This is a genomic window from Cupriavidus oxalaticus (assembly GCF_038900635.1).
Lineage (GTDB): Bacteria > Pseudomonadota > Gammaproteobacteria > Burkholderiales > Burkholderiaceae > Cupriavidus > Cupriavidus oxalaticus_B.
Genome location: NZ_JAYMRX010000012.1, coordinates 164,664 through 191,207 on the forward strand (window position 1 = coordinate 164,664; position 26,544 = coordinate 191,207).

Consider the following 26,544-nt stretch of genomic DNA (forward strand, 5'->3'; position numbering starts at 1 on the left):
ACGCGCGCCCTACTGAACGGATACCATGTCGCACACCATGACCCCGTCGGAAATCGTTTCCGAACTCGACAAGCACATCATCGGCCAGGACAAGGCCAAGAAGGCCGTGGCGGTGGCGCTGCGCAACCGCTGGCGCCGCCAGCAGGTGGCCGAGCCGCTGCGCCAGGAAATCACGCCCAAGAACATCCTGATGATCGGCCCGACCGGCGTCGGCAAGACCGAGATCGCGCGCCGCCTGGCCAAGCTGGCCGACGCGCCGTTCATCAAGATCGAAGCCACCAAGTTCACCGAGGTGGGCTATGTCGGCCGCGACGTCGACACCATCGTGCGCGACCTCGCCGAGATGGCGATCAAGCAGACGCGCGAATCCGAGATGAAGAAGGTGCGCACCAAGGCCGAGGACGCGGCCGAGGACCGCCTGCTCGACGTGCTGCTGCCGCCGCCGCGCGACATCGGCTTCTCGCAGCCGGAAGAGAAGGATTCCAACACGCGCCAGGTGTTCCGCAAGAAGCTGCGCGAAGGCCAGCTGGACGACAAGGAAATCGAGCTGGAACTGGCCGCCGGCGTGCCGAGCATGGACATCATGGGGCCGCCGGGCATGGAAGACATGACCGAGCAGATCCGCTCGATGTTCGCCGGCCTGGGCCAGGGCAAGAAGGCGCGCCGCAAGATGAAGGTGAAGGAAGCCTTCAAGCTGCTGATCGACGAAGAGGCCGCCAAGCTGGTCAATGACGAGGAGCTCAAGCACAAGGCGATCGCCAATGTGGAGCAGAACGGCATCGTGTTCCTGGACGAGATCGACAAGATCGCCAGCCGCAGCGAAATCGGCGGCGGCGAGGTGTCGCGCCAGGGCGTGCAGCGCGACTTGCTGCCGCTGGTGGAAGGCACCACGGTGAACACCAAGTACGGCATGATCAAGACCGACCATATCCTGTTCATTGCCTCGGGCGCGTTCCACCTGTCCAAGCCGAGCGACCTGATCCCCGAACTGCAGGGCCGCTTCCCGATCCGCGTGGAACTGGAGTCGCTGTCGGTGCAGGATTTCGAGGCCATCCTGACGCAGACCGATGCCAGCCTGACCAAGCAGTACCAGGCGCTGCTGAACACCGAAGAGGTCAACCTGGTGTTCGCGCCGGATGGCATCCGCCGTCTTGCCGAGATCGCGTTCTCGGTCAACGAGAAGGTCGAGAACATCGGTGCGCGCCGCCTGTACACGGTGATGGAGCGGCTGCTGGAGGACCTGTCCTTCCACGCCACCAAATCGTCGGGCGAGACCGTGACGATCGATGCCGCCTATGTCGACCAGCGTCTTGGCGACCTGGCCGGCAACGAGGACTTGTCGCGCTACGTGCTGTAAGCCGGCACGCAGGCCGGAGGAAAAAGGGCGCACCGCGGTGCGCCCTTTTTTTTGTGCCGTCGCGACGGGATTGTGTTGTCCGTGCGTATCGGCCTGCCACATGGTGGTAAGCATCGTAAGCATTGGTAAGCACGCTGGCGCACACGCGGCGCGCAATGAGACCCTTGCGCACCTTGACGGTCGATTGACCGGTGCGGGAGCCACCGCATCCCACTCAACCCACTGGCAGGAGAAACCAATGGTCAACCACAAGACCCGCCGCGTGGTGCTCGCCACGGGCGGCCTGCTGGCTGCGCTGGCCGCGGCTACCGCTTTCCTTTGCATCCGTCCCGCCGTGCCTGCCGTGCAGGCAGCCGAAGTTGCGCAGGCCACGCAGGCCAAGCAGACCACCCAAGCCGTACAGGCCAACGCGCGCGGCGCCGCCAAGGCTGCCGCCGCGACGCTGGCACTCGATGCCGGCGCGCTGTTCTCGCTGTCCGACCGGCATGCGGGCGATGCCATGCGCATTGTGGCGCAAGGCGACACGGCCGAGGCCAGCGAAGGGCTGGACTGGGAACACGTGCAGCTGCGCCTGTAAGCCGCGCTTGTAAGACGCCCAACTTAAAAGCGCGATCAAGCCGCGCTTTTAAGCCGCGGCCCCTGCAACCACCCCGAACCTACCGCGACACCGGCCGCTTCCCCAGCTTGCGCTGCAAGGTACGCCGGTGCATGTTCAGCGCCCGCGCCGTGGCGGAGATATTGCCGCCATGCTCGGCCAGCACGCGCTGGATATGTTCCCACTCGAGCCGCGCCACCGACAGCGGCACCGGCTCTTCCATCGCGGCCTGCGCCGCGTCTTCCGACACTCCCGCCATCAGCGCGGTCAGGATCGAATCGACATTGGCAGGCTTGGCCAGGTACTCGTCCGCGCCCTGCTTGACCGCTGCCACCGCGGTGGCAATGCTGGCATAGCCGGTCAGGATCAGGATGCGCGCGTCAGGCAGCGCCTGGCGCAGCGGCGCGACCAGCTGCAGGCCGGATTCGGCCGGCGCGGTGCTGCCGGCTTCGGGTGGCGGCTCCAGGTGCAGGTCGAGCGTGACATAGGCAAAGTCGGTGCGGCCCGCCAGCGCGAGCGCGGTGCGGCCGTCATGCGCCACTTGCACGGCGTAGCCGCGGCGCATGAGCGCGCGCGCCAGCGTGCCGGCAAAGACTTCGTCGTCGTCGATGACGAGGAACGGCGTGCCCGCCGGTGCGGTGGCTTCGGGAACCGGTTGGAAGGTGTCGGTCATGGTCAGGAGTGGCGCGTGGGTTCAGGATGCGCTGCGCGCAGGCGGCGCCGATAGCGTGGACAGCGCGGGCAGCCGCAGCTCGGCCACGGTGCCGCCGCCGGACCGGTCGCGCCAGGCCAGCTCGCCGCCCATCTGGCGCGCGCCACTCTGCGCCAGGTACAGGCCGATGCCCTGGCCGCCATGATGGCTGGCCACCGGCATTTCGCCGAGCTGGCCGCGCAATGCCTCGGGAATGCCGTCGCCATGGTCGGCGACGCGGAACGACAGCCACGGCGCCACGTGTCCCGGCTCCATGGCGATTTCCAGCTGCAGCGGCCGGCGGGAGCGGCCGGCATTCTGCTGGGCGCGCGCGGCGTTGTCGAGCAGAATGGTCAGGATCTGGCCGACGCGTGCGGTCTCCACCGGCTGCGCGCCGGCGCCCGGCGTGGCGCTTGCCTGCAGGCTGGCGTTGGGGTGGCGCAGCTGCCAGCGCTCGGCAAAGGCCGGCAGCCAGGCGTCCAGGCGCTGGGGCGCCAGCGTGGCCGAGTCCTCGCGCAGGCGCGCGAGCGTGGTGCGGCACAGCGCCAGCTGCTGCTCGACGGTCTGCAGGTCGGGCAGGTAGCTGCGGATCGGCGTGGCGCCCAGCGTCGCGTCGGAGGCATCGGCGCGCAGCTCGCCGGCGATCACCGCCAGCGTCGCCAGCGGCGTGCCGATCTCATGCGCCACCGCGGCGGCCTGGCCGTTGAGGTCTTCCACGCGTGCCTCGCGCAGCAACTGCTCGCGCGCCAGGTTCAGCTGCGCTTCGCGCTGGCGCAGCACACCCGACAGGCGCGCCACGAACATCGCGATCATCACCGCGCTGACGACGAAGTTCAGCCACATGCCCGCCAGGTGATAGTTCACCGCGTTGTCGGGGTTGTGCAGGTCCAGCGGCACATATTCGAACAGCAGCACCGTGTAGCAGGCGAGCGCATACACCGCCAGCGCGACCACCTGCCGCCACGGCAGGATGGCCGCGGCGATGGCCAGTCCGGGCAGGTAGAACGACACGAAGGGATTGGTAGCGCCGCCGGTGTAGAACAGGATCGCCGACAGCGCGGTCAGGTCCACCAGCAGCTGTCCCATCAGTTCGGCTTCACCGGGTGCGGTGTTGCGCCGCGTGTGCTGGCGCAGGCGCAGCGCCGTGATCAGGTTGAACAGCGCCTGGAGCCCGAGCACCACCATCAGCGGCCCATACGGCAGCCGGATGCCGGCGATCGGGTCGCATGCCAGCAGCGTCAGCGCCTGCCCCGACAGCAGCGCCCAGCGCAGCCAGAACAGCCGGCGCAGCGTCACCTGGCCATGGCGCGGCGAACTGGCGGCCGGCAACGGCGACAGGAAGGGCAGGTCAGGCAGGCGAGACACGGCGGCAGCGGTGGTCATGGCGCGAGTGTATCAATGCGGCCGGAAGGTGCCTTGCGCATGCGACACCTTGCCGCATTGGCGGCGCGCCGCCGCGGCTGCCAGACTAGCCGGCTTTGGCCGGCCCGCATGCTCCGGCATGCCTGCACGCGGCGCGCGGGGCCATGTTCTAATGTCTGCTTTCAGGAGAGACAACGATGCAAGCGAAATTCCGCGCGGCCCCGCTGGCCGCATCGATTGCCGCACTGGCCACGGCGCTGGCGTCGGGGGCCGCGCTGGCCCAGGTCGACGTCAGCAACGCCTGGGTGCGCGGCACGGTGCCGACCCAGGCCGCTTCGGGCGCGTTCATGGTGCTGCATGCGCACGAGAACGCGAAGCTCGTAGGCGTCTCGTCGCCGGTGGGCGAAGCCGAGATCCACGAGATGAAGATGGAAAACAACGTGATGCGCATGCGGCAGATCAAGTCGCTGGACCTGCCCAAGATGCAGAACGTCGAGCTGAAGCCGGGCGGCTACCACGTGATGCTGATGGGCCTGAAGGGCCAGCTCAAGAAGGGCGACACCGTGCCCCTCACGCTGAAGATCGAGCAGGGCGGCAAGGTGACCGAGCAGAAGGTCAACGCCGAAGTGCGCGACATGGTGCCGGGCGGCAGCCACGGCGACCACAAGCACTGAACCGCAGAGGGAGAGCCGGGCGCAGGCCTGGCCGCCAGCCATCATGGCCAACAAGCAGCACGGCACGCGCCAGAAACTGGTGTTCCGCGGCGGCACGCCGCCGACACAGCCCGCATCGCCAGCACAGCCAACAGGGCGCCGTAACGCCCGGCCGCAGCCCCCGGTGCGGGGTGCCGCCAAGCTGGCGCGGCGGCGTCAGCCGCGCAAGCTGATCGGCTCTTCCGATTCCTGACTGGCCGCCGCCGCCAGCACGCGCTCGCGCAGCCACGAGTGGGCCGGATCGGCTTCGGTGCGCTGATGCCAGATCATGCTGAAGGTGAAGTCTTCCAGCGCAAACGGCGGATCGAAGATGGCGTAGCGCGAGTCTTCCTCCAGCGCCGACAGGCTGCGCCGCGCCGTCGTCAGCACCAGGTTGGTCCCGGCGATCAGTGCCGGCGCCACGCTCCAGTGCGGCACCACGCAGGCGATCTTGCGCCGCCCGCCCAGCTTGGCGACGGCGGCGTCGATGGCGTCCATGCGTTCGCTGTGCGTGGCCACCAGCACATGCGAGCGCGCCAGGTAGGCCACCTGGTCGAGCCGGCCGGTGTCCCGCACCGTGGCCGCATCCACCGCGCAGGCATAACTTTCCCGGAACAATTCGGCCGACTGCACGCCTTCGGGCTGGTAGCTGAACACGCCCAGCGCCATGTCGATCTCGCCATCGGCAACCTGCGCCGTCATGCCCTCGCGGCTGGCCTGCGACACCGCCAGGTCGATATTGGGCGCGGCCTTGCGCAAGGCGCGCAGCAGCCGCGGCAGCACCACCAGCGCACCGTAGTCGGACATTGCGAGGCGGAAGGTGCGGCGCGCGGTGGCGGGCTGGAAGCCGCTCGGCCCCAGCAGGATGCGCACCTGCGACAGCGCTTCGGCCAGCGGGCCGGACAGTTCATGGGCGCGTGCGCTCAGCACCAGGCCGCCCTTGCCGCGTACCAGGATGGGATCGTCGAGCAGCTGCCGCAGCCGCCCCAGCGCATGGCTGACCGCCGGCTGGCTCAGGTGCAGGCGCAGCGCGGCGCGTGAGATGTGGCGCTCGGCGAGCAGTGCTTCAAGCACCACCAGCAGGTTGAGATCGATTCCGCGTAGGCTATTCATTCGGCGAATATTAAACGTATGAAAGCAGAATTGGGAATTCGCTTTGCGATATTTCAAACTGTCAGGCACGCAGTTTGCCCTACGGAGCGTGACATGTCAGGCATCCAGTTGCCGAATTCTTTCCCGATTTCCTTGCTGTTGCCCCTCGCGACCTCCGTGCTGGCGGGCGCCGTGATCCCGTTCCAGGCGGGTGCCAACGCCACGTTGGGGCGTACGCTGGGACATCCGCTGGCGGCGACGCTGGTGTCGCTGCTGGTCAGCCTGGCGGCGCTGCTGCCATTGCTGTGGCTGCTGCGCGTACCGCTGCCCGCGACCGCGGTGCTGGCGCACGCGCCGGCATGGACCTGGATCGGCGGGGTGCTGGGCGTGTTCTATATCTCGGCCGCCCTGGTGATGGCGCCGAAGCTGGGCGCGGCCGGCTTTATCGCCGCGGTGGTGGCGGGGCAGGTGCTGGCCGCGCTGGCAGTCGACCAGTTCGGCCTGGCCGGATTTGCGGTGCGGGCCATGACGCCGGCGCGGCTGGCGGGCGCAGCGCTGATCGTGGCGGGGATGCTGGTGATGCAGTGGAGCAGCGCCGGTGCGTCGTCCGGCCCTGTGCCGGCGGTTCAGCCTTCGGCGGGCTCCGGCGCCTGATCGCCGCGCTGGCGCGCCGCCAGGCAGCCGGGACAGAGGCAGTGCTGGCCGGGCACGATGCGCCGTGCCGGCAGCAGCGGCTGGCTGGCGCACCAGCACTCGCGCAGTCCCGCCACGTAGCCGCAGACGAAGCCGGCGCCGCATTGGCTGCAATGCTCGACGGGGCGAAGCTGGCCGGTCAGGACGGTGGCGGGATCGGTCATGTTGCGGCGGGAACTGGACGGCGCACGGCAAGACAAAGGGCAAAGGCCCGCCCGCGCTGTTGCGCGAACGGAACGCCGGGGGGCCGCCGTGGTGCCCCGTGCGGCGCTTGCCGGCGGATGGCCGGACCAGCCCGCGCCGCGGGACTCGCACCCCGCGCGGTTTCTTGTAAAATCGGCGCCTGCCATAGCCGGATGGTGCACTTTCGGGCGATCCCTGTTGCGCAATGTTGCGTTTGCCCGGCTACGCGGCTGTTAGCCATCATACCTGTTGAATCTCACGGATGTCCCCCATGAACGCCGACAACCCCGGGCCTGCCGCGACTGCGGTGGCCGCCATCGCTCCCGCACTGAAAGCCGAGATCCTCGCCGAGGCGCTGCCGTATATCCGCAAGTTCCACGGCAAGACCATTGTGGTGAAGTACGGCGGCAATGCCATGACCGAAGAAAAGCTCAAGCACGGCTTCGCGCGCGACGTGATCCTGCTGAAGCTGGTCGGCATGAACCCGGTGGTCGTGCACGGCGGTGGCCCGCAGATCGATGAAGCGCTGAAGAAGGTCGGCAAGGTCGGCACCTTCGTGCAAGGCATGCGCGTCACCGACGAAGAGACCATGGAAGTGGTCGAGTGGGTGCTCGGTGGCGAAGTCCAGCAGGACATCGTCATGCTGATCAACCAGTACGGCGGCCAGGCCGTGGGCCTGACCGGCAAGGACGGCGGCCTGATCCGCGCCAAGCGCCTGCAGATGCCCGACCGCGAAAACCCGGGTGCCTTCATCGATATCGGCTACGTGGGCGATATCGAGGCGATCAACCCGGCGGTGGTCAAGGCGCTGCAGGACGACGCCTTCATCCCGGTGATCTCGCCGATCGGCTTCTCCGACGATGGCCAGGCCTACAACATCAACGCCGACGTGGTCGCCGGCAAGATGGCCGAGATCTTGAAGGCCGAGAAGCTGGTGATGATGACCAACATCCCCGGCGTGATGGACAAGAATGGCAACCTGCTTACCGACCTGACCGCGCGCGAGATCGAAGAGCTGTTCGCCGACGGCACCATCTCGGGCGGCATGCTGCCGAAGATCTCGTCGGCGCTGGACGCGGCCAAGAGCGGCGTGCATTCGGTGCACATCGTCGACGGCCGCATCGAGCATTCGCTGCTGCTGGAAATCCTGACCGAGCAGGCGTTCGGCACCATGATCCGCTCGCACTGAGCGGAGCCGCCGGGGCGGCGCAGGCTTCAACCAGCCGCCCCGGCATCCCCATCAACTTCCGAGTTGCCCGGCGTGCCTTCCAGTCTTCCTCCTCCGCGCCGTGTCCGCGCTCGCCTGCGCCGCCGGCCCGCCGGAGACAACTCGGGGCGCACGGTCTGGCTGTTCGACCTCGACAACACCCTGCACGACGCGTCGCACGCGATCTTCCCGGCGATCAACCGGCTCATGACCGCCTACGTGGCGCGCGTGCTTGGTTGCGACGAGGCCACCGCCAGCCGCGTGCGCGTCGATTACTGGCAGCGCTACGGCGCGACGCTGCTCGGCATGATCCGGCACCATGGCGTCGATCCCGCCGACTTCCTGCGCGCGGCGCATGAATTCCCGGCGCTGGCCGAGATGGTGCGCGTGCAGCGCGGGCTGGCGGCGCACCTGCGGCGCCTGCCGGGGCGCAAGCTCCTGGTCACCAACGCGCCGCAGGACTATGCGCGCGCGGTGCTGGATATCGCCGGCATCGGCCATTGTTTCGAGCGCGTGGTGGCGATCGAGCAGATGTGGGTGCATGGCCATCTGCGGCCCAAGCCGGACCGCCGCATGCTGCGACGCCTGCTGGTGCAGGCGCGCATCGCGCCGCATCGCGCGGTGCTGGTGGAGGACACCGTGTCGCACCTCAAGCGCTATGCCGGCACCGGCATCCGCACCGCCTGGTTGACCGGCTACCTGCGCACCATCGCGCCGTCGCGCCCGCATGACGTGCCTGGCGCGCCCGCTTCGGCGCAAGACAACGGCAGCCGGCGCGACGCGGCGGTCCGCTCGACGCTTGAGGCGGAAGAAGATCGCCGCGCCGGCCACGCCGCGCAGGAGCAGTCGGTCACGCTGGTGGCCGCCGAATCACAGGTTCCGCAGGCACCGCAGGAGCGGCCCGGCAATGTGCCGCGCGTGCGGGCCCGCGTGCCGAATCGGCCGGCCTATGTGGACATAAAAGTACAATCGATGCATCAACTCCAACGACGAATGCGGAGAAACGGGTCATGACGCAAAGCAACGGGGACCAGCCGGAGGCAGTCATCACAGGCGGGGCCGATGACATGGACACGCCCGCGGCGCCTGCAGCGCCGGCGCGCAAGCGCCCGCGCCCGGGTGAGCGCCGCATCCAGATCCTGCAGACGCTGGCGACCATGCTCGAGCATCCGCGCGGGGAAAAGATCACCACCGCCGCGCTGGCCGCGCGCCTGAGCGTGTCCGAGGCGGCGCTGTACCGCCACTTCGCCAGCAAGGCGCAGATGTACGAGGGCCTGATCGGCTTTATCGAGCAGACCGTGTTCGGCCTGATCAACCAGATTGCGGACAAGGAAGAGCACGGCCTGCGCCAGGCGCATGCGATCGTGCGCATGCTGCTGTCGTTCGCCGAGAAGAACCCGGGCATGACGCGCGTGCTGACCGGCGAGGCGCTGGTGGGCGAGCACGAGCGGCTGCAGGAACGCATCAACCAGGTGGTGGACCGCATCGAGGCCTCGCTGCGCCAGTGCCTGAAGGTGGCGGTGACGCAGGCTGAATTCCCGGCGGATGCCGATATCCCGGCGCGCGCGGCGCTGATCATGGCGACGGTGCAGGGCCAGTGGCACCGCTATGCCAAGAGCGGCTTCCGCAAGTCGCCGTCGGACCATGCCGAGGCGCATCTGCGCGTGCTGTTAGTGTCATGAGTTGCAAGTTCGTTGCATAAGTCTGCCGATAAGACGCACGATCCGTCGTCGCGAATGCTCGCAAGGCTCCAGCCTTGCTGCGCTTCGCTCCTAGTCTCGCACGCCTTCTCGACAGACTTATTGCCGCAACGAACATCCAACTCATGACACTAGGCTGAAACCGACACGCCGGGCCGATTGCTCTATAATTGCCCGGTCGCGCCGATTTGATGACTGGCTTGCGGGCGCGCGGCAGCCAAGGGACCAAGGACCAAGGACCAAGGGACCCCGGTCCGGGCTGCCACTATAAATGCGGCTAAAGAGGTTGGGTCGGCGCCCCATGTCACCACGACGATGATCGGCGCCGGCACGCGGAATCCCGCAAGGAATCCAGCGAATCCCGACTTGGCTGCGATGCTGCATACGCAAATGCCGGTCGGGTTTTTTTATGCCCGTTCGCCGCGGGCCCGGATTCCATGACTGATGTCGCCCTGCCGCCCGACGCACCCCGCGCGCCCAGCGCGCCCAGCGCGCCCACAGCGCCTACCCTGCCGCCCGGTTCGGTCGGCGTGGTCACGCCGCAGCGCATGCACTTTGCCGAGCCGCTGAAGCTGCGCAACGGCACGTCCCTCGCCGGCTACGAGCTGATGGTCGAGACCTACGGCACGCTCAACGCGGCGCGTTCCAACGCGGTGCTGGTGTGCCACGCGCTCAATGCCTCGCACCATGTCGCCGGCGTCTATGCGGACGACCCGCGCGACCTGGGCTGGTGGGATAACATGGTTGGCCCCGGCAAGGCGCTCGATACCAACCGCTTCTTCGTCATCGGCGTGAACAACCTGGGTTCATGTTTTGGCTCGACCGGGCCGATGAGCGTGAATCCCGCGACTGGCCAGCCTTATGGCGCGGCGTTTCCGGTGGTCACGGTGGAGGACTGGGTCAACGCGCAGGCGCGCGTGGCCGACGCGTTCGGCATCACGCAATTCGCCGCGGTCATGGGCGGCAGCCTCGGCGGCATGCAGGCGCTGGCCTGGAGCCTGATGTACCCGGACCGGCTGCGCCACTGCATCGTGGTCGCATCCACGCCCAAGCTGTCGGCGCAGAACATCGCCTTCAACGAGGTGGCGCGCAGCGCCATCCTGTCCGATCCGGACTTCCACGGCGGCAACTACTACGCGCATGGCGTCAAGCCCAAGCGCGGCCTGCGCGTGGCGCGCATGATCGGCCATATCACCTACCTGTCGGACGAGGACATGGCGGAGAAATTCGGCCGCGAACTGAAGACCGACGATATCCGCTTCTCGTTCGACGTCGAGTTCCAGGTGGAAAGCTACCTGCGCTACCAGGGCGACAAGTTCGCCGAGTACTTCGACGCCAACACCTATCTGCTGATCACGCGCGCGCTGGACTACTTCGACCCGGCGCTGGCCTATGGCGGCGACCTGACCCGCGCCATCGCGCAGACGCAGGCAAGCTTCCTGGTGGCGAGCTTCAGCACCGACTGGCGTTTCGCGCCCAGCCGCAGCCGCGAGCTGGTCAAGGCGCTGCTGGACAACAAGCGCCCGGTCTCGTACGCGGAGATCGACGCGCCGCACGGCCACGATGCATTCCTGCTCGACGACCCGCGCTACCACAACCTGATGCGCGCCTACTACGACCGCATCGCAGAGGAGATCGGCGCATGAATGCCCTGGCCAATCCCAATATCCTCGCGCTGCGCCCCGACTTCCGCGCAATCGCGCGCTGGATCGAACCCAGTTCCACCGTGCTCGACCTGGGCTGCGGCGACGGCAGCCTGCTGCGCGTGCTGCAGGACGAGCTCGACGTGCAGGCCTACGGCATCGAGATCCGCGACGAAGGCGTGCTGGCGTGCGCGCAGAAGGGCGTGCATGTCATCCAGCAGAACCTGGAGGGCGGGCTGGCGCTGTTCGAGGACAAGAGCTTCGACACGGTGATCCTGTCGCAGACGCTGCAGACCATCCACAACACCGCGCAGGTGCTGCGCGACACGCTGCGGGTGGGGCGCGAGTGCATCGTTTCGTTCCCCAACTTCGGCTACTGGCCGCACCGGCTGTCGGTGTTCCGCGGGCGCATGCCGGTGTCGGAATCTCTGCCTTACCAGTGGTACAACACGCCCAACGTGCGCGTGCTGACCATCAGCGATTTCGAGGAGCTGGCGCCCACGGTCGGCCTGCGCGTCATCGACCGCGTGGTGATGCACGAGGGCATCACCGTGAACTGGGGCGTCAACTGGCGCGGCAGCCTGGCGGTGTACCGGGTCTGCGCGGCCTGACCTCGGATGGCGGGCGGCGCCTGGCCGCCTGCCTTATTGCGGCAGCGCGCCAGCCTCATACTGCGCCGCATATTCTGCCGATGGCGGAATCGGCTTGATCACGTCGATCAGCACGCCGTTGGGATCGGCGGTGATGAAATGCCGCTGGCCGAAGGCCTCGTCGCGCAGCGGCAGCAGTATCGGCAGCCCCGCCGCCCGCAGGCGGTCATGGACCGCATCCGCGTCGTCCACTTCAAAGTTCAGCAGCAGCCCTTGCGCGCGCTGGCCGCGTGCCGGCGCGGGGATGGTCTCGTGGCTGCCGTCCAGCACGGCAAGGTTGACCGATGGATCGTCGGCCAGCTGCAGGTGCACGTACCAGTCGCTGGTGAACAGCGGCACGAAGCCGAAGTGGCGCTGGTAGAACGCTGCGGTGCCGGCGACATCGCCGGTCATGATGACGGGGTAGTAGCTGGTGACCTTCACGACCCGACTCCTTTCCATCTGGATACATACAGCATGTATGTATGTATGTTTGATATTAAGATACAGGCTGTATGTATGCAAGGAGAAAACCGCGTGGCCCGATCCAACCGCGAACGTACCGAGGCTACCCGGCAGGCGTTGCTCGACGCGGCGCGCAGCCTGTTTGTCGAACGCGGCTATGGCGAGACCTCGACGCCCGACATCTGCGCCGCGGCCGGCATCACGCGCGGGGCGCTGTACCACCACTTTGCCGACAAGCGCGACCTGTTCCGCCAGGTACTGGCTGATGAAGCCGCGGCGGTTGCCGCCGATATCGAGGCCGCCGCGCCCGCCGGCCTGGATCCCGCCGAGGCCCTGATAGCCGGCGCGCAGGCCTACCTGGACGCGATGACGGTGCCAGGCCGCACCCGGCTGCTGCTGGTCGAGGGGCCCGCCGCGCTGGGCCTGGCTGAAACGCTGGCGCTGGACGAGGCCAATGCCGCGCGCACGCTGCGCGAGGGGCTCGATGCCGCCGCTGTTGGCGGGCAGGGCGGGCAGGGCGAGGTATCGCTGCGCGCGCTGGCGCCGCTGCTGTCCGCGGCATTCGATCGTGCCGCACTGGAGATCGAGGCCGGTGCCGACGCCGCGCAGGTACGCGAAGCCATGCTCTGGCTGCTGCGGCGGGCGCTGGGCCAGGACTGATCAGGCCGGCGGGTCGCCGGCGGTGGCGGCGAGGTGGTCGACAAAGGCGCGCACCTTGGGCGGCACGTGCCGCGTCGGGGTGTACACCGCATAGGCCGTGCCGATATAGGGCTCGAGGATGTCCCAGTCCGGCAGCACGGTGACCACGCGGCCCTCGTCCAGCGCGCTGCCCAGCGAGAAGTCCGGCACCAGTCCGATACCCGCGTCGCCTTCCACCATCGTCATGATCGCCAGGCTGTTGTTCAAAGTCAGCCGCGGCGGGATGCGCACCACCACGGCGTCGCCGCCGGCATGGTGGCGCAGCGTCCAGCGCTCGCCGAAATTGCCGTAGCCCAGGTACAGGCAGCGTGCCGCCGGCAGGTCGGCCGGCGCAGCGGGCGTGCCGTGCCGGGCCAGGTAGCGCGGGGAGGCCACCAGCCGGTAGCGCACCTCGCGCAACGGCCGCGCCGACAGGCCGGGCGACAGTTCGCGCGCGATGCGCACGGCCACATCCAGGCCTTCCTCGACCAGGTCGACCATGCGGTCTGCCAGCGTCAGCTGCAGGTCGAGGCCAGGATATTTATTCAACAGGGCGGGCAGGCGCGGTGCCAGCCAGGCCTGCCCGAACGAGACCGGCGCGCTGACCCGCAGCACGCCATGGGGCGTACCGCCGTGCTCGCCGGCCAGCGCGGTGACCTCGCGCGCGGCGGCGGTCATGCGCGCGCAGGCGGCGTAGACCGACTGGCCAAGTTCGGTCAGCGCGAACGCGCGCGTGGTCCGCTGCAGCAGGCTGGCGCCGAGCGTCGCTTCCAGCCGCGACACGTGCCGGCTGACGCCCGACGGGGTCATGCCGAGATCCTGCGCCGCGGCGGAGAAGCTGCCGCATTCGACCACGCGTGCGAAGACGGCCATCGCGTTGAGTGGGGTATCCGACATGCCAGATCTCCGATCCTTGATTACAGCTCAAATACTAATTGAGCTTAGGCGGGATTGTTGAGCGGACGGCATGGTGGAACAATGCCGCCATTGCATTCCCGGAGTGCCCCCATGCCTTCCCCTCAATCCCTGCCCGGCGGTGCCTGGCGCATGGTCGCGGCCATGGTGCTGTCAGGCACCATCGGCTGGTTTGTCGTCACCAGCGGACAGCCGCCGCTGGACGTGGTGTTCTTCCGCTGCATCTTCGGCGGCGCCGCGCTGCTGGGCACGCTGACGCTGCAGCGCGGCTGGGTGCGCATGAGCCGCGCGCAACTGGGCTGGCTGGCACTGGGCGGCGTCACGCTGGTGCTCAACTGGCTGGCGCTGTTCTCGGCCTACGCCTACAGCGGCATCGCGATCGCGACCGTGGTCTACCACACCCAGCCATTCTTCCTGCTGCTGCTGACCTCGGCGATGCAGCGCGAGCCGTTCCCGTTCGCCAGGCTGCCATGGCTGGTGCTGGCCTTTGCCGGCGTGATGCTGATCACGGGGCTGGAACACGGCGCCACCGGCGCGGCGATGCTGGCCGGGATCGGCCTGGCGCTGCTGGCGGCAATGCTGTATGCGGTCACGACCATGGCCACGCGCCGGCTGCAGCAGATTCCGCCCGGGCAGATCGCGGGCCTGCAGATGGTGCTGGGCGTGGTGATGCTGGCACCGCTGGCCCATCCCGCGGCCGGCAGCTATCACACCGGCACCTGGGCCGCGCTGCTGGCGCTGGGACTGGTCCATACCGGCGTCATGTACACCTTGCTGTACGGCGCCTTCCAGCGGCTGAACGTGGTGTCGATCGCGACGCTGTCGTTCGTCTATCCGCTGGTGGCGATCGTCATCGACGTGGCGGTGTTCGGCGTCGTGCTCGGGCCGCTGCAGGTCGCTGGCATGCTGCTGGTGCTACTGGGCGTGGTCGCCAACCAGCTCGGCTGGAGCCTGCCGTGGCGGCGCCGGGTGCAAGGCTGATGCGCCGTCTGCGCCGCTTGCGTGCCGGATCGGTTGACCGAACTCCTGACTACGGTTAGTGTAGGCAGCTATCGAACGACCGTTCTATTTGCTTCCCCGCCATGACTGCTACCGCCGCTGCCCTGTCCGCCTCCGCTCCTGTCGCGCTGCATGCGTTCGACGATGCCATCGCCCTGGAAGCCGCCGGCGAAAATCGTTTCCTGGGCCGCACCACGCCGGCCTACTGGAACATGATCGGCCCGTTCGGCGGCATCACCGCCGCCACGCTGCTGCAGGCGGCGCTGCTGCACCCGCAACGGCTGGGCGATCCGATCGCGCTGTCGGTCAACTTTGCCGGCCCGATCGCCGAAGGCCCGTTCGAGATCGAGGCACTGCCGGTGCGGACCAACCGCTCGACCCAGCACTGGAACCTGACGCTGCGCCAGGGCGATGCCGTGGCCACCACCGCCACCGCCGTGTTCGCGGTGCGCCGCGAGACCTGGGCCTGCGGCGAGGCGGTGATGCCCGAGGTGCCGGGCGCCGACACGCTGCCGGCGATGGGCGGCTTCGCGCCGGTGCGCTGGCTCAAGTCCTATGACATGCGCCCGGTGCGCGGCGCCAAGCCGACCGCCGAGGCCGGCACCGAGCACCCCGACAGCCTGACCCAGTTCTGGCTGCGCGACGCGCCGGCGCGCACGCCTGACTTTGCCGCGGTGGCGTCATGGGCGGACAGCTTCTACCCGCGCATTTTCCTCAAGCGCGCCGGCTTCGTGCCGGCCGGCACGGTGTCGATGACCACGTATTTCCACACCGATGCGCCCACGCTGGCGGCGCTGGGCGACAGCCACGTGCTGGCCAGCGCGCAGGCGCAGGTGTTCCAGCAGGGGTACTTCGACCAGCGCGCGCAGCTGTGGAGCCCGGCCGGCCAGCTGCTGGCCAGCTCGCACCAGATCGTCTACTACAAGGAGTAAGCAGGCCGGGGCTCAGGCGATCCTCAGGCGATCGCCTCGCGCGCCTGGGCTTCGTACCGGTGCACGGTGTTGCGCATCGCCCAGAGCAGCATCACGCCAGGCAGCGCCACCACCACGGTGCCGAGATAGAACGGCGCCCAGCCCCAGGCCTCGACCATGTAGCCGGAGGTCGGCCCGACATAGACCCGGCCGACCGACGCCAGCGCCGACAGCAGCGCATACTGCGTGGCCGAGAACGAGCGGTTGCACAGCGTCATCAGCAGCGCCACGAAGGCCGCGGTGCCCATGCCGCCGCACAGGTTTTCCACGGCGATGGTCGCGCCCATGGTCCACAGGTGCGGCGGCGTCACGGCGAGGATCCAGTAGCCCAGGTTCGATACCGCCTGCAGCACGCCGAACACCATCAGCGAACGGTACAGCCCCAGCCGCACCATCAGCGTGCCGCCGAACAGCGCGCCGATGATGGTGGCGGCCAGCCCCAGCGTCTTGTTGACGATGCCAACCTCGCCGGCCGAGAAGCCCACGCCGCGGATCAGGAAGGTGGTCGACAGGCTGCCGGCAAAGGCGTCGCCGAGCTTGTAGAGCACGATCAGCAGCAGCAGCCACCACGCGCCGGGCCGCGCGAAGAAATCGCGCAGCGGGCCAAGCACCGCCTCTTCCAGCGAGCGCGGCGCGCGCGCGGGCACGTCGGGCTCGGGCGCCCACAGCAGGGTCAGGATGCCCACGGCCATCAGCGCCGCCATCAGCAGGTAGGTCTGCTGCCAGCCGAGCACGCGGTCGGCCAGCCACAGCGCCAGGCCGCCTGAGACCAGCATCGCCAGCCGGTAGCCCAGCACCTTGACCGCCGCGCCGGCGCCGCGCTCGGGCGGGCGCAGCACGTCGGTGCTGTAGGCGTCGAAGACAATGTCCTGCGAGGCCGACAGGAAGGCCACCAGCGTGGCCAGCGCCGCCAGCGTCCACAGCGCCTCGCGCGGCGGGCAGAACGCCATTGCGGCGATGCCCGCCACCAGCCCCAGCTGCGTCACCAGCAGCCAGCCGCGGCGCCGGCCCAGCAGCGGCGGCGTGTAGCGGTCCATCAGCGGCGCCCACAGGAACTTGAAGATATAGGCCTGGCCCACCAGCGAGAAGAAGCCGATGGTCTTGATATCCAGGCCCTCGACCGTCATCCAGGCCTGCAGCGTGCCGGAGGTGAGCGCCAGCGGCAGCCCGGAGGCAAAGCCCAGGGTCAGCATGGCGCCGATGCGGCGGTTGCGGAAGATATCGAGATAGGCCTGGAAAGTCATGGATGCGCGGGGGATGGAGCGCCGCGCGGCTGCGCGGGCGCCGTGTATTATTGCATCACCCGTTTGCCGCCCCGCCAGTTGTGCTGCGGCAGCTTGCCGCGGATCGCACCGGTCCGCCGCCACGATCCCTCTACTGCGTCCCGAGGAACCGCAAAATGCTCCGCCCCCAGCAATGTGCCCAGCGTCCGATTCGTGTCCGGCTCGTCCGCGCGCTCGCGCTGGCGGCGGCGTTGCTGGCCTGGTCCGGCATGCCCGCGCAGGCGCAGGAAACCGAGCCGGGCGGCATCAACGTCCAGCGCGGCGGCTCGGCGGTGCGCAATATCGTGCCGGCCGAGGCGATCGAGCAGCAGGCCGCGCAGGAGTACGAGCAGCTCAAGCAGGAAGCCATCGCCAAGCGCGCGCTGGCCGGCGACGACAACCCGCAGCTCAGGCGGTTGCGCGCGATCGGCAAGCGGCTGCTGCCGCAGACCGTGCGCTGGAACGAGCGCGCGCGCAACTGGCCGTGGGAGATCAACCTGATCGGCTCGAAGCAGATCAATGCGTTCTGCATGCCGGGCGGCAAGATCGCGGTCTACACCGGCCTGCTCGACCAGCTCAAGCTGACCGACGACGAGGTCGCGATGGTGATGGGGCACGAGATCGCGCACGCGCTGCAGGAGCATGCGCGCGAGCGCGCCGCCAAGTCCGAGATCACCAACCTGGGCGCCAATGTGATTTCGCAGCTGTTCGGCTTCGGCAACCTGGGCAACATGGCGCTCGGCACCGGGGCGCACCTGCTGACGCTGCGCTTCTCGCGGGCCGACGAGACCGAGGCCGACCTGATCGGCATGGATATCGCCGCGCGCGCCGGCTTCGATCCGCGCGCCGCGGTGTCGCTGTGGCAGAAGATGGGCAAGATGTCGCAATCGGGCACCGAATTCCTGTCGACGCACCCGTCCGGGCGCAGCCGCATTGCCGACCTGGAGAAGCACATGCCCGAGGTGCTGCCGCTCTACGCGCGCGCGATCAATACCCCGGTCGACAGGCTGCCGCCGTACCGCGCCAATATGGCCGGACTGGGCGATGCGCCGGTCGACGCGGGCGACGACGACAGAAGCAAGCCGCTGAAGCGCTAGCCGCTGCTGCCGGCGCCTGGCGCCGGTAGTCAGGGCGGCCAGGGGCGGCCCACCGGATCGAAGGACAATGCGACAACCGCAGGGGAACCCGCATGAGCCTGAACCGCATGAGCCCGTCGGAGCAACGGGCCGCCTATATGCTGATCTTCGCGGGCTGCGAGGCCGAGCCCGACCGCTTCACCAGCGACCTGCCGGTCAGCTCCGAAGTCTGGCTGCTGTATGCGTCGGGAGAATCGTTCGAGGTGCCGCGCGGGCTGTTGCTGACCCCGCACCACGCCGCGGGCATTGCCGCCCTGCGCACGGCAGTGCTGCGGCGCCTGCCGGCGCTGGCCCAGCCGGCATCGGCGGCGGCAGGCCAGCGCTTCCTGGCGGCCAATGAATCGCATCTGCTCGCGCAGATCGATTTCTTCGACATGCTCAGACTGCTGCCGCTGACGGCATGGTGGCACCGTGAGATACGGCTGCCGATGGCAGGCGTCAGCTGGTCAACCGCCGCGCGCCACGCGCTCGAGCGCAGCCTCACCGGCGACGCCTTCGTGCGCTGGCTGGGCGAGTCGGTGCTCGCCCATGTGTCCAGCGAGACAGCCATTGCCAGGTTCAAGGACATCGGCTACACCGCTTCCAGGACGCGCTTCGGCGGCATCGCGGCGCCGGCCGGCCAGGCGCTGGGACGGCTGGTCAATGTCGCCGCGCAGTATGTTGCCCTGACCTTGCTGGGGCTGGACGACGACAGCTTCCCGCCCGGCGGGCTGACCCGGCGCATCGGGCAGACGAGCCGGCAGGTGCTTGAGACGCTGTGGGCCTGCCTGCAGGACGACCATGCGGCGCCACAGGATGCAGAGGCCGCGCGGGCAGCGGGATTGGCCGATGCCGCGGATGCGGCGAAGGTGGCGGCAGTGGCGCCGCTGTGGCGCATCTCCGTCAACCGGCCGGCCGAGCACGCGGTGTTTGCCTCGCGCAAGACCGTGAAGGCGGACGCGGCCATCCGCGTGTTCGATACCGGCGGCCAGGGCGTGCGCTGGGCGGTGATCGATTCCGGCATCGATGCGCGTCATCCGGCGTTCTTCGATCCCGCCAGACTGGAGGGAGCGCTGCCGGTCCGCGATGGCCTGATCGCGCCGCGCCTGTCGCGCGTGGTCAGGACGCTGGATTTCACCCGCCTGTCGGCCATCACCAGCGGCCGCCTGCCGCCCATGCCCAAGGGCAAGCGCGGCCCTGGCGAGGCCGAGCTCAGGGAGCGCATCGCGGCGATCGCCGACGACCTTGCCAACAGCCGCATCATCGACTGGTCCGTGATCGAGCCGCTGCTGGAAATCGGCCAGGAAGACCCGGCGCAATACGTGCCGCCGGGCGGCAGCCACGGCACGCATGTGGCCGGAATCATCGGCGCCGGCTGGCCGTCGTCGGCCTACCTGGCGCGGCCGGAGCCCATGCCGCTGCCCCCGGAGCTTGCCGAAAGCGGCGACGTCAGCGGCATCTGCCCGCGTATCGAACTGCTAGACCTGCGCATCTTCGACGCGCAGGGCAGGGGCGACGAGTTCGGCATCCTGGGCGCGCTGCAATACGTGCGCTGGCTCAACCAGAGCCGCGACCGGCAATACGTGCACGGCGTCAACCTCAGCGTGGCGCTGCGCCATGACGTGCGCACCTACGCCTGCGGCAGCACGCCGGTGTGCGTCGAGTGCGACCGGCTGGTGGCCAACGGCGTGATCGTGGTGGCGGCGGCAGGCAACTATGGCTATGACGAGCAATACGCGGCGGCGCACATGGGGGCGGGCTTCCGCGGCCAGACCATCACCGATCCCGGCAATGCGCGCGCCGTGATCACGGTGGGAGCGACCCATCGTACCGATCCCTACCGGTATGGCATCTCATATTTCTCCAGCCACGGTCCCACCGGCGATGGCCGCATCAAGCCCGACCTGGTGGCACCCGGGGAGAAGATCACCTCCACCGTGCCCGGCGGCACGCTGGCGTCAATGGACGGCACCAGCATGGCCGCGCCGCATGTGTCGGGCGTGGCCGCGCTGCTGCTGTCGCGCAACAATGAGCTGATGGGCCAGCCCGAAACCGTCAAGGCCATCCTGTGCGACGCGGCCACGGATCTCGGGCGAGAGCGCGCATTCCAGGGGGCGGGGCTCGTGGATGCGTTGCGGGCGCTGCAGCGCGTGTAAGCACACCGGTTTCCGGCCAGCAAAAAAGCCGGCAGTGCCGGCTTTTCTTGTGTCCAGGAAGCAGCCGTATCAGGCCTGCAGCCCGGTGGCCTCGTCGGCGCCGACATGCACGTTCATGCACTGCACCGCCGCGCCGGCGGCGCCCTTGCCGAGGTTGTCCAGGCGCGCGACCAGGTTCAGGCGCTCGGGCGTGCCAAACACGAACAGGTCGACCCGGTTGGTGTCGTTGTTGGCCTGCACATCGAAGAAACCGTCGTCGAGGTTGTCGTCGCTGTTGTACGGCATCACGCGCACGAACTGCTCGCCTTCATAGTGCTTGCGGTAGATGTCGACGATCTGATCGGGGCTGACCTTGCGCGCCAGGCGGTCCACGAACAGCGGCACCGTCACCGCCAGGCCCTTCAGGAAGTTGCCGACGATCGGGTTGAAGATCGGGTCCGCCGACAGGCCGCCCTGCACGCGCATCTCGGGCAGGTGCTTGTGCTGCAGGCCCAGCGCGTACTTGCGCGGGCTGTGCAGCTTCGGGTTACCGCCGGCTTCGAAGTCGGCAATCATCTTCTTGCCGCCGCCGCTGTAGCCGGTCAGCGAGAACGCCGACACCGGGTAGTCGCGCGGCAGCACGCCGGCATCGACCAGCGGGCGCACCGCCAGCACGAAGGCGCTGGCATGACAGCCCGGCACGGCGATGCGCTTGCTGGCGCGGATCTTCTCGCGCTGGCCGCGCACCAGTTCCGGCAGGCCATAGGCCCAGTTGTCGGCGGTGCGGAACGCCGTGCTGGCGTCGATCACGCAGGTATTCGGGTTGGTCACCAGCGACACCGCCTCGCGCGAGGCCACGTCGGGCAGGCACAGGAAGGCGACGTCGGCGGCGTTCAGGAAGCGTGCTCGCTCGGCCGGATCCTTGCGCTTGTCATCGGCAATACGCAGTAGGTCCACGTCGGAACGACCGGAAAGATAGTCAAGCAGCCGGAGACCGGTCGTGCCTTCCTGACCATCGACGAACACTTTGAAAACCATGGCGGACTCGCTCTATGAAATGCGGGGGAATGCGAAACGTCTCCTGCCGGGCGCAGGGGCGAACCTGCATTGTAGCGGGGATGGGGGGCGGTCGCAGGGGTTTGTACCGATTGGATTATTGCGATTTGGCACAGTGCGCGGCCCCCGCTGGCGCTGGTCAAGCTGCTGAAACTGCTCGATCGCCACCCGGAACTGCGCGAAGAAGTCCGGGCGGCCTCACTACCACGGCTCAGAGGTAATCGTAATCGATCGACAGCGGCGCGTGGTCGCTGAACTTCTCGTCCTTGTAGATTGAGCACAGCCGCGCCGTGTCGGCGATCTTCGGCGTCGCCAGGTGGTAATCGATACGCCACCCCACGTTCTTGGCATAGGCCTGGCCGCGGTTGCTCCACCACGTGTACTGGTCCGGGCGCGGGTCGAGCTTGCGGAACACATCGATGTAGCCATGGACGTCGAACAGCTCGCCGATCCAGGCTCGCTCTTCCGGCAGGAAGCCGGAGTTCTTCAAGTTGCCCTTCCAGTTCTTGATATCGATTTCCTTGTGCGCGATGTTGACGTCGCCGCACAGCACGATCTCGCGCCCGCTGGCCTTGAGTTGCAGCAGGTGGGGCAGGAAGGCCTCCATGAAGCGGAACTTGGCCAGCTGGCGTTCCTCGCCGCTGGAGCCCGAAGGCACGTAGACCGAGATCACGGCCAGATGCGGATACTGCACTTCCACATAGCGGCCCTCGCCGTCGAACTCGGCGTTGCCGAAGCCGGTGATGACGCGCTCAGGCTTGTGTCGCGTGTACAGGCCTACGCCGCTGTAGCCCTTCTTCTCCGCATAGTGGAAGAAGCCATGGTAGCCATGTGGCGCCAGGGACGCTTCGGTCATGTCCGCGGCCTGTGCCTTAAGTTCCTGCACGCAGACCATGTCCGCGTCCTGCTTGCCCATCCAGTCGAAAAAGCCCTTCTTGGACGCGGAGCGGATGCCGTTGAGGTTGGCGCTGATAATCCGTAACATTCGGGGAAATTTTGAATTCAGAGAGAAATGATGACGCAGCAGAACACGCCGGCCGCAGGGCCCCAGGACACCGACCTCAGCCAGACCTTTATCCGCTTTGCGCTCGATGCCGGCGTCCTGTCGTTCGGCGAATTCGTCACCAAGGCCGGCCGCAAGTCGCCGTATTTCTTCAACGCGGGCCTGTTCAACCAGGGCGCGATGCTCGGCGAGGTGGCGCAATTCTATGCCAAAACCTTGCTGGCCTCGGGCGTGCAGTTCGACGTGCTGTTCGGGCCGGCTTACAAGGGCATCACGCTGGCGTCGGCGACCGCGGTGGCGCTGGCCGGCATGGAACGTGACGTCGGCTTCGCCTACAACCGCAAGGAAGCCAAGGACCATGGCGAAGGCGGCACGCTGGTCGGCGCGAAGCTACAGGGCAAGGTCGTCATCGTCGACGACGTCATTTCCGCCGGCACCTCGGTGCGTGAATCGGTCAACCTGATCCGCGCCGCCGGCGCCGAGCCGGCCGCCGTGCTGATCGCGCTGGACCGCATGGAAAAGAGCGGGACCGCCGACCAGGTCGGCACGCATTCGGCCGTGCAGGACGTGCAGCGTGAATTCGGCATCCCCGTGATTGCGATCGCCAGCCTGAAGGACCTGCTGGCCTACCTCGACGCGTCGCAGGATCAGTCTCTGGCGGCTTCGCGCGAGGCCGTGTCGGCGTACCGGCAGCGCTACGGCGTCTGACGGAGCCTTTGCGCCCGCGCGCGGATGCGCCGGGCGCTGCAACGATCCAGGGCAGGCGGACTATCCAATCGGCAGGGGGCGTGGCGTGGCGGCGAAAGAGCGGCAGGAACGGGCAGGACGGCAGCCGGCATCGACGGCATTGAAGGAAGCGGAAAGGGAAACGGCAAAGACCAACGGCAACGGCGATTCGCTGGCCGAGCGCGGCGCGCAGGTGCGTCCGCGCAAGCCGGTGCGCCAGGACGCCAAGGCGCCCGACCGGCCCGCGCATGAAGCCTATGCCGTGCGCGCGCTGGTGCTGCAGGGCGGCGGCGCGCTCGGCGCCTACCAGGTCGGCGTGTACCAGGGTCTGGCCGAAGGCGGGATCTACCCGAACTGGGTCGCGGGCATTTCCATCGGCGCGCTCAATGCCGCGGTGATTGCCGGCAATCCGCCCGAGCGCCGCATCGAACAGCTGCGCGCGTTCTGGGAGCACATCTGCGCGCAGCCGTGGCTGCCCAGCCTGTCGCCTACCTGGCTGACCGATGGCGCCGAGAGCTGGCCCGAGCCGCTGCGGGTCTGGTTCGACGGTCTGCATGCCACGCGCGCCATGGTCGAAGGCCAGCGCGGCTTCTTCCAGCCACGCAGCTGGCCGGAGCTGATGATGCGCTATGCCGATCCCGGCCGCGCCAGCTTCTACGACACCTCGCCGCTGAAGGCCACGCTGGAGCGCTTCGCCGACTTCGACCTGATCAACCATCGCCCCGACCTGATGCGGGTGTCGGTAGGCGCGGTCAATGTGCGCACGGGCAATTTCGCCTATTTCGACAACACCCGCGACAAGCTCTGCCCCGAGCATTTCATGGCCTCGGGCGCGCTGCCGCCGGGTTTTCCGGCGGTGGAGATCGATGGCGAGTACTACTGGGACGGCGGCCTGGTGTCCAACACTCCGCTGGCCGAGGTGCTGACCGCGCAGCCGCGGCGCGACGCGCTGATCTTCCAGGTCGATCTCTGGAGCGCGCGCGGCAAGCTGCCGCATGACCTGGTCGACGTCGCCGAGCGCGAGAAGGAAATCCGCTACTCGAGCCGCACCCGCGCCATTACGGACTACATGCGCGAGCAGCAGAACATGCGCCGCATGCTCAACGAGGTGATGGCGCTGGTGCCGCAGTCAAAGCGCAACAGCGAATGGTACCGGCGCGCCGCCGAACAGGCCTGCGACGCGCGCCGTAACGTGATCCAGCTGATCTACCGCGACAAATCGTTCGAGAACATGGCCAAGGACTACCAGTTCGGCCTGCTGACCATGAACGAGCACTGGACCAGCGGCCTGGACGATATCCGCCAGACGCTGCGCCATCCGCATTGGCTGGCGATGCCCAGCCGCGAGCATCCGTTCGTCACGCACGACGTGCATCGCGGCAACGGCGGCTGAGCCAGGCGGCCAGCCGTCTGCCGGCGCGCTATTCGACCTTGACCTTCGCCAGTTCCGGCTTGGGCGGCGGGTAGGCGGGCTTCAGGTCCTCGAACACCCGCGCCAGGATCTCCGCCACCATCAGGTTGCGGTGCGTCTTGGAATCGGCCGGCACCACGTACCACGGGCATTCCGGCGTGCTGGTCGCCATGATCGCGGCCTCGTACGCATCCATGTAGGCCTTCCAGTGCTTGCGCTCGACGAGGTCGTTGGTATCGAATTTCCAGTGTTTATCCGGGTCTGCCAGCCGTGCCTCCAGCCGCGCCTTCTGCTCGTCGCGCGAAATATGCAGGAAGCATTTGACGATGGTGGTGCCAGTCTCGGTCAGCATTGCCTCGAAGTCGCGGATCTGGCGGAAGCGCCGTTCGGTTTCGGCATTGTCGATCCAGCCGTGCACGCGCGGGACCAGCACGTCTTCATAGTGGCTGCGGTTGAACACCACGATCTCGCCGGCCCTGGGCACCTGCAGGTGAATGCGCCACAGGTAGTCGCGTGCCAGTTCGTTTGCAGTAGGCGCCTTGAAGTCGACCACGCGGATGCCGAGAGGATCGAAACTGCGGAACACGCCGCGCACCGTGCCGTCCTTGCCGCTGGTGTCCATGCCCTGCAGCACGACCAGCAGCTTGCGGCGGTGTTCGGCGTAGAGGATGTCCTGCTGTGCGTCCAGCCCCTCGCTCAGTTCGGCAAGGAGGGCCAGGTCCTCGGCCTTGCTGCCGCGCGACAGCGGCTTGCTGCCGGGGGGGAAATCGGCAAGGCGGAATCGCTTGCCCGTCGTGATGCGGAAATCGTCCAGCGGCATGGGCGCTCCATCGGTATGACCTGCAAGATCAGGGAACGGGCGCTCCGCCTGGGCCGGAAGGTGCGGACGGTGTCGCGGGGCGCGCTGCCCCCTATGGTCAGGCCGGCAGGGTCGCCAGGTCAATGGTGCCTTCGAACACCGTGGTCGCCGGGCCGGTCATGCGCACCGGTTCGGCACCGCCGTCCCAGGCAATGGTCAGGTCGCCGCCGTGCGTATGCACCTTGACCGGCGAATCGAGCAGGCCACGCCGGATGCCGGCGACCACCGCCGCGCAGGCGCCGGTGCCGCAGGCCAGCGTCTCGCCGGCTCCGCGCTCGTAGACGCGCAGGCGAATGGTGTTGCGGTCCTGCACCTGCATGAAGCCGGCATTGACGCGGTTGGGGAAGGTGGCATGCTGCTCGATCACCGGGCCGTCCTGCAGCACGGGGAAGTTCTCGACGTCGTCCACCACCTGCACCGCGTGCGGGTTGCCCATCGATACCGCCGAGATCCATGCGGTGCGGCCGTTGACCTCCAGGCCGTGGATCGTATCCACGCCTTCAGACCGGATCGGCAGGCCCTCGGCACGGAACGGCACCTGGGCCGGATCCAGCTCGGGCGCGCCCATGTCCACGGTGACCTGGCCGTCGTCCTGCAGTGTCAGCGTGATCACGCCCTTCATCACCTCCACGCGCACCGAACGCTTGTCGGTCATGCCCTTGTCGCTGACGAAACGCACAAAGCAGCGCGCGCCGTTGCCGCAATGCTCGACCTCGCTGCCGTCGGCATTGAAGATGCGGTAGCGGAAGTCGACATCGCCGCGCGACGGTTTCTCGACCACCAGCATCTGGTCGGCGCCCACGCCGAAATGCCGGCTGGCGAGCGCGCGCCATTGCGCGGGCGTCAGGTCGATCTGCTGGTGGATGCCGTCGAGCACGACAAAGTCGTTGCCGGCGCCATGCATCTTGGTGAACTGGAGTTTCATGGTGGGGATTGTAGCCGTGGCTCGCTCGGATTGCTGCCGCCCTGGGCAGACGCTCAATAGTTGTGCATCGGGCGCGCCCGACCCCGAAGGATGAAGCGCGCTTGCGGTTGGTGACTTGCGATTGGATCGGCATAAGATGCCATCTGGTATCGGCAACGAGGTCGGCTCATCCTTGGTGCC

The 26,544-nt window shown here is 68.0% G+C and carries 28 protein-coding genes; 17 read left to right on the forward strand and 11 right to left on the reverse strand.

The window, feature by feature from the left end; translation table 11 throughout:
- Positions 1 to 25: 25 nt before the first annotated feature.
- Together hslU and VSR71_RS19950 are read left to right on the forward strand one after the other, a co-directional pair.
- Complete coding sequence (hslU, locus tag VSR71_RS19945) at positions 26 to 1,357, forward strand: ATP-dependent protease ATPase subunit HslU (protein WP_342915569.1); 1,332 nt, start codon at positions 26 to 28, stop codon at positions 1,355 to 1,357.
- 238 nt (positions 1,358 to 1,595) lie between these two features.
- On the forward strand, positions 1,596 to 1,934 hold the full coding sequence (locus VSR71_RS19950; protein WP_342915570.1) for a hypothetical protein: 339 nt from the start codon (positions 1,596 to 1,598) through the stop codon (positions 1,932 to 1,934).
- A 79-nt stretch (positions 1,935 to 2,013) separates the two neighbouring features.
- Here VSR71_RS19950 and VSR71_RS19955 read toward each other — a convergent pair whose 3' ends face one another.
- Together VSR71_RS19955 and VSR71_RS19960 are read right to left on the reverse strand one after the other, a co-directional pair.
- Entirely contained in the window at positions 2,014 to 2,625 is a 612-nt protein-coding gene (locus tag VSR71_RS19955; RefSeq protein WP_342915571.1) for a response regulator transcription factor, read from the reverse strand.
- A gap of 21 nt (positions 2,626 to 2,646) precedes the next feature.
- On the reverse strand, positions 2,647 to 4,026 hold the full coding sequence (locus VSR71_RS19960) for an ATP-binding protein (protein ID WP_342915572.1): 1,380 nt from the start codon (positions 4,024 to 4,026) through the stop codon (positions 2,647 to 2,649).
- Positions 4,027 to 4,202: 176 nt separating this feature from the next.
- Here VSR71_RS19960 and VSR71_RS19965 point away from each other — a divergent pair, with 176 nt between their 5' ends.
- Positions 4,203 to 4,679 (forward strand): copper chaperone PCu(A)C, encoded by a 477-nt coding sequence (locus tag VSR71_RS19965; protein WP_342915573.1) that lies wholly within the window; start codon positions 4,203 to 4,205, stop codon positions 4,677 to 4,679.
- 195 nt (positions 4,680 to 4,874) lie between these two features.
- On the opposite strand, the gene VSR71_RS19970 is transcribed toward VSR71_RS19965, so the two are convergent.
- The gene (locus VSR71_RS19970; protein ID WP_342915574.1) at positions 4,875 to 5,810 is read right to left on the reverse strand and encodes a LysR family transcriptional regulator; all 936 of its coding nucleotides are present in this window, start codon (positions 5,808 to 5,810) and stop codon (positions 4,875 to 4,877) included.
- 93 nt (positions 5,811 to 5,903) lie between these two features.
- On the opposite strand from VSR71_RS19970, the gene VSR71_RS19975 reads away from it, so the two are divergent.
- Positions 5,904 to 6,443: a DMT family transporter gene (locus VSR71_RS19975; RefSeq protein WP_342915575.1), complete on the forward strand. Its 540-nt coding sequence runs from the start codon at positions 5,904 to 5,906 to the stop codon at positions 6,441 to 6,443.
- On the opposite strand, the gene VSR71_RS19980 is transcribed toward VSR71_RS19975, so the two are convergent.
- Positions 6,416 to 6,646: a cysteine-rich CWC family protein gene (locus VSR71_RS19980; protein ID WP_133098141.1), complete on the reverse strand. Its 231-nt coding sequence runs from the start codon at positions 6,644 to 6,646 to the stop codon at positions 6,416 to 6,418. The two genes, VSR71_RS19975 and VSR71_RS19980, sit on opposite strands and share 28 nt — an antisense overlap.
- A 290-nt stretch (positions 6,647 to 6,936) precedes the next feature.
- Between VSR71_RS19980 and argB the strand changes: the two genes are divergently transcribed.
- The 5 genes from argB to metW all read left to right on the forward strand — a co-directional run bounded on the left by argB (position 6,937) and on the right by metW (position 11,826).
- On the forward strand, positions 6,937 to 7,854 hold the full coding sequence (gene argB, locus VSR71_RS19985; protein WP_342915576.1) for an acetylglutamate kinase: 918 nt from the start codon (positions 6,937 to 6,939) through the stop codon (positions 7,852 to 7,854).
- 72 nt (positions 7,855 to 7,926) lie between these two features.
- The gene (locus VSR71_RS19990; protein WP_342915577.1) at positions 7,927 to 8,886 is read left to right on the forward strand and encodes a pyrimidine 5'-nucleotidase; all 960 of its coding nucleotides are present in this window, start codon (positions 7,927 to 7,929) and stop codon (positions 8,884 to 8,886) included.
- Positions 8,883 to 9,554, forward strand: a complete 672-nt coding sequence (gene slmA, locus VSR71_RS19995; RefSeq protein WP_428979435.1) for a nucleoid occlusion factor SlmA — start codon at positions 8,883 to 8,885, stop codon at positions 9,552 to 9,554. The genes VSR71_RS19990 and slmA overlap by 4 nt, the downstream gene beginning before the upstream one ends.
- Positions 9,555 to 10,009: 455 nt before the next feature.
- Positions 10,010 to 11,218 (forward strand): homoserine O-succinyltransferase MetX, encoded by a 1,209-nt coding sequence (metX, locus tag VSR71_RS20000; protein WP_342915578.1) that lies wholly within the window; start codon positions 10,010 to 10,012, stop codon positions 11,216 to 11,218.
- On the forward strand, positions 11,215 to 11,826 hold the full coding sequence (metW, locus tag VSR71_RS20005; protein WP_342915579.1) for a methionine biosynthesis protein MetW: 612 nt from the start codon (positions 11,215 to 11,217) through the stop codon (positions 11,824 to 11,826). The genes metX and metW overlap by 4 nt, the downstream gene beginning before the upstream one ends.
- A 33-nt stretch (positions 11,827 to 11,859) precedes the next feature.
- Here metW and VSR71_RS20010 read toward each other — a convergent pair whose 3' ends face one another.
- On the reverse strand, positions 11,860 to 12,288 hold the full coding sequence (locus tag VSR71_RS20010; RefSeq protein ID WP_342915580.1) for a VOC family protein: 429 nt from the start codon (positions 12,286 to 12,288) through the stop codon (positions 11,860 to 11,862).
- Between the two features lie 93 nt (positions 12,289 to 12,381).
- Between VSR71_RS20010 and VSR71_RS20015 the strand changes: the two genes are divergently transcribed.
- Complete coding sequence (locus VSR71_RS20015) at positions 12,382 to 12,969, forward strand: TetR family transcriptional regulator (RefSeq protein WP_342915581.1); 588 nt, start codon at positions 12,382 to 12,384, stop codon at positions 12,967 to 12,969.
- On the opposite strand, the gene VSR71_RS20020 is transcribed toward VSR71_RS20015, so the two are convergent.
- A complete protein-coding gene (locus tag VSR71_RS20020) occupies positions 12,970 to 13,884 on the reverse strand; it encodes a LysR family transcriptional regulator (RefSeq protein ID WP_342915582.1) in 915 nt (304 codons plus the stop codon).
- Positions 13,885 to 13,995: 111 nt separating this feature from the next.
- On the opposite strand from VSR71_RS20020, the gene VSR71_RS20025 reads away from it, so the two are divergent.
- Complete coding sequence (locus tag VSR71_RS20025) at positions 13,996 to 14,883, forward strand: DMT family transporter (protein WP_342915583.1); 888 nt, start codon at positions 13,996 to 13,998, stop codon at positions 14,881 to 14,883.
- A 101-nt stretch (positions 14,884 to 14,984) separates the two neighbouring features.
- Positions 14,985 to 15,833 (forward strand): thioesterase family protein, encoded by an 849-nt coding sequence (locus tag VSR71_RS20030; protein WP_342915584.1) that lies wholly within the window; start codon positions 14,985 to 14,987, stop codon positions 15,831 to 15,833.
- A 23-nt stretch (positions 15,834 to 15,856) separates the two neighbouring features.
- Here the strand turns inward: VSR71_RS20030 and VSR71_RS20035 are convergent, their stop codons facing one another.
- The gene (locus tag VSR71_RS20035; protein ID WP_342915585.1) at positions 15,857 to 17,116 is read right to left on the reverse strand and encodes a muropeptide transporter; all 1,260 of its coding nucleotides are present in this window, start codon (positions 17,114 to 17,116) and stop codon (positions 15,857 to 15,859) included.
- Positions 17,117 to 17,271: 155 nt separating this feature from the next.
- On the opposite strand from VSR71_RS20035, the gene VSR71_RS20040 reads away from it, so the two are divergent.
- Both VSR71_RS20040 and VSR71_RS20045 read left to right on the forward strand, forming a co-directional pair.
- Positions 17,272 to 18,231, forward strand: a complete 960-nt coding sequence (locus tag VSR71_RS20040; RefSeq protein WP_342915586.1) for a M48 family metallopeptidase — start codon at positions 17,272 to 17,274, stop codon at positions 18,229 to 18,231.
- Between the two features lie 92 nt (positions 18,232 to 18,323).
- Positions 18,324 to 20,405, forward strand: coding sequence for a S8 family peptidase (locus VSR71_RS20045; protein ID WP_342915587.1), 2,082 nt, complete (start codon positions 18,324 to 18,326; stop codon positions 20,403 to 20,405).
- Between the two features lie 69 nt (positions 20,406 to 20,474).
- On the opposite strand, the gene argC is transcribed toward VSR71_RS20045, so the two are convergent.
- Positions 20,475 to 21,422: an N-acetyl-gamma-glutamyl-phosphate reductase gene (argC, locus tag VSR71_RS20050; RefSeq protein ID WP_342915588.1), complete on the reverse strand. Its 948-nt coding sequence runs from the start codon at positions 21,420 to 21,422 to the stop codon at positions 20,475 to 20,477.
- A 123-nt stretch (positions 21,423 to 21,545) separates the two neighbouring features.
- Here argC and VSR71_RS35325 point away from each other — a divergent pair, with 123 nt between their 5' ends.
- The gene (locus VSR71_RS35325; RefSeq protein ID WP_428979438.1) at positions 21,546 to 21,695 is read left to right on the forward strand and encodes a type II toxin-antitoxin system MqsA family antitoxin; all 150 of its coding nucleotides are present in this window, start codon (positions 21,546 to 21,548) and stop codon (positions 21,693 to 21,695) included.
- On the opposite strand, the gene VSR71_RS20055 is transcribed toward VSR71_RS35325, so the two are convergent.
- The gene (locus VSR71_RS20055) at positions 21,652 to 22,425 is read right to left on the reverse strand and encodes an exodeoxyribonuclease III (protein WP_342915589.1); all 774 of its coding nucleotides are present in this window, start codon (positions 22,423 to 22,425) and stop codon (positions 21,652 to 21,654) included. The genes VSR71_RS35325 and VSR71_RS20055 overlap by 44 nt on opposite strands.
- 30 nt (positions 22,426 to 22,455) lie before the next feature.
- On the opposite strand from VSR71_RS20055, the gene pyrE reads away from it, so the two are divergent.
- Both pyrE and VSR71_RS20065 read left to right on the forward strand, forming a co-directional pair.
- A complete protein-coding gene (gene pyrE, locus VSR71_RS20060; protein ID WP_428979439.1) occupies positions 22,456 to 23,151 on the forward strand; it encodes an orotate phosphoribosyltransferase in 696 nt (231 codons plus the stop codon).
- 85 nt (positions 23,152 to 23,236) lie between these two features.
- On the forward strand, positions 23,237 to 24,562 hold the full coding sequence (locus VSR71_RS20065) for a patatin-like phospholipase family protein (protein ID WP_342915591.1): 1,326 nt from the start codon (positions 23,237 to 23,239) through the stop codon (positions 24,560 to 24,562).
- Between the two features lie 28 nt (positions 24,563 to 24,590).
- Here VSR71_RS20065 and VSR71_RS20070 read toward each other — a convergent pair whose 3' ends face one another.
- On the reverse strand, positions 24,591 to 25,400 hold the full coding sequence (locus VSR71_RS20070) for a polyphosphate kinase 2 family protein (protein ID WP_342915592.1): 810 nt from the start codon (positions 25,398 to 25,400) through the stop codon (positions 24,591 to 24,593).
- Between the two features lie 97 nt (positions 25,401 to 25,497).
- Entirely contained in the window at positions 25,498 to 26,364 is an 867-nt protein-coding gene (gene dapF, locus VSR71_RS20075; protein WP_342915593.1) for a diaminopimelate epimerase, read from the reverse strand.
- Positions 26,365 to 26,544 lie beyond the last annotated feature (180 nt).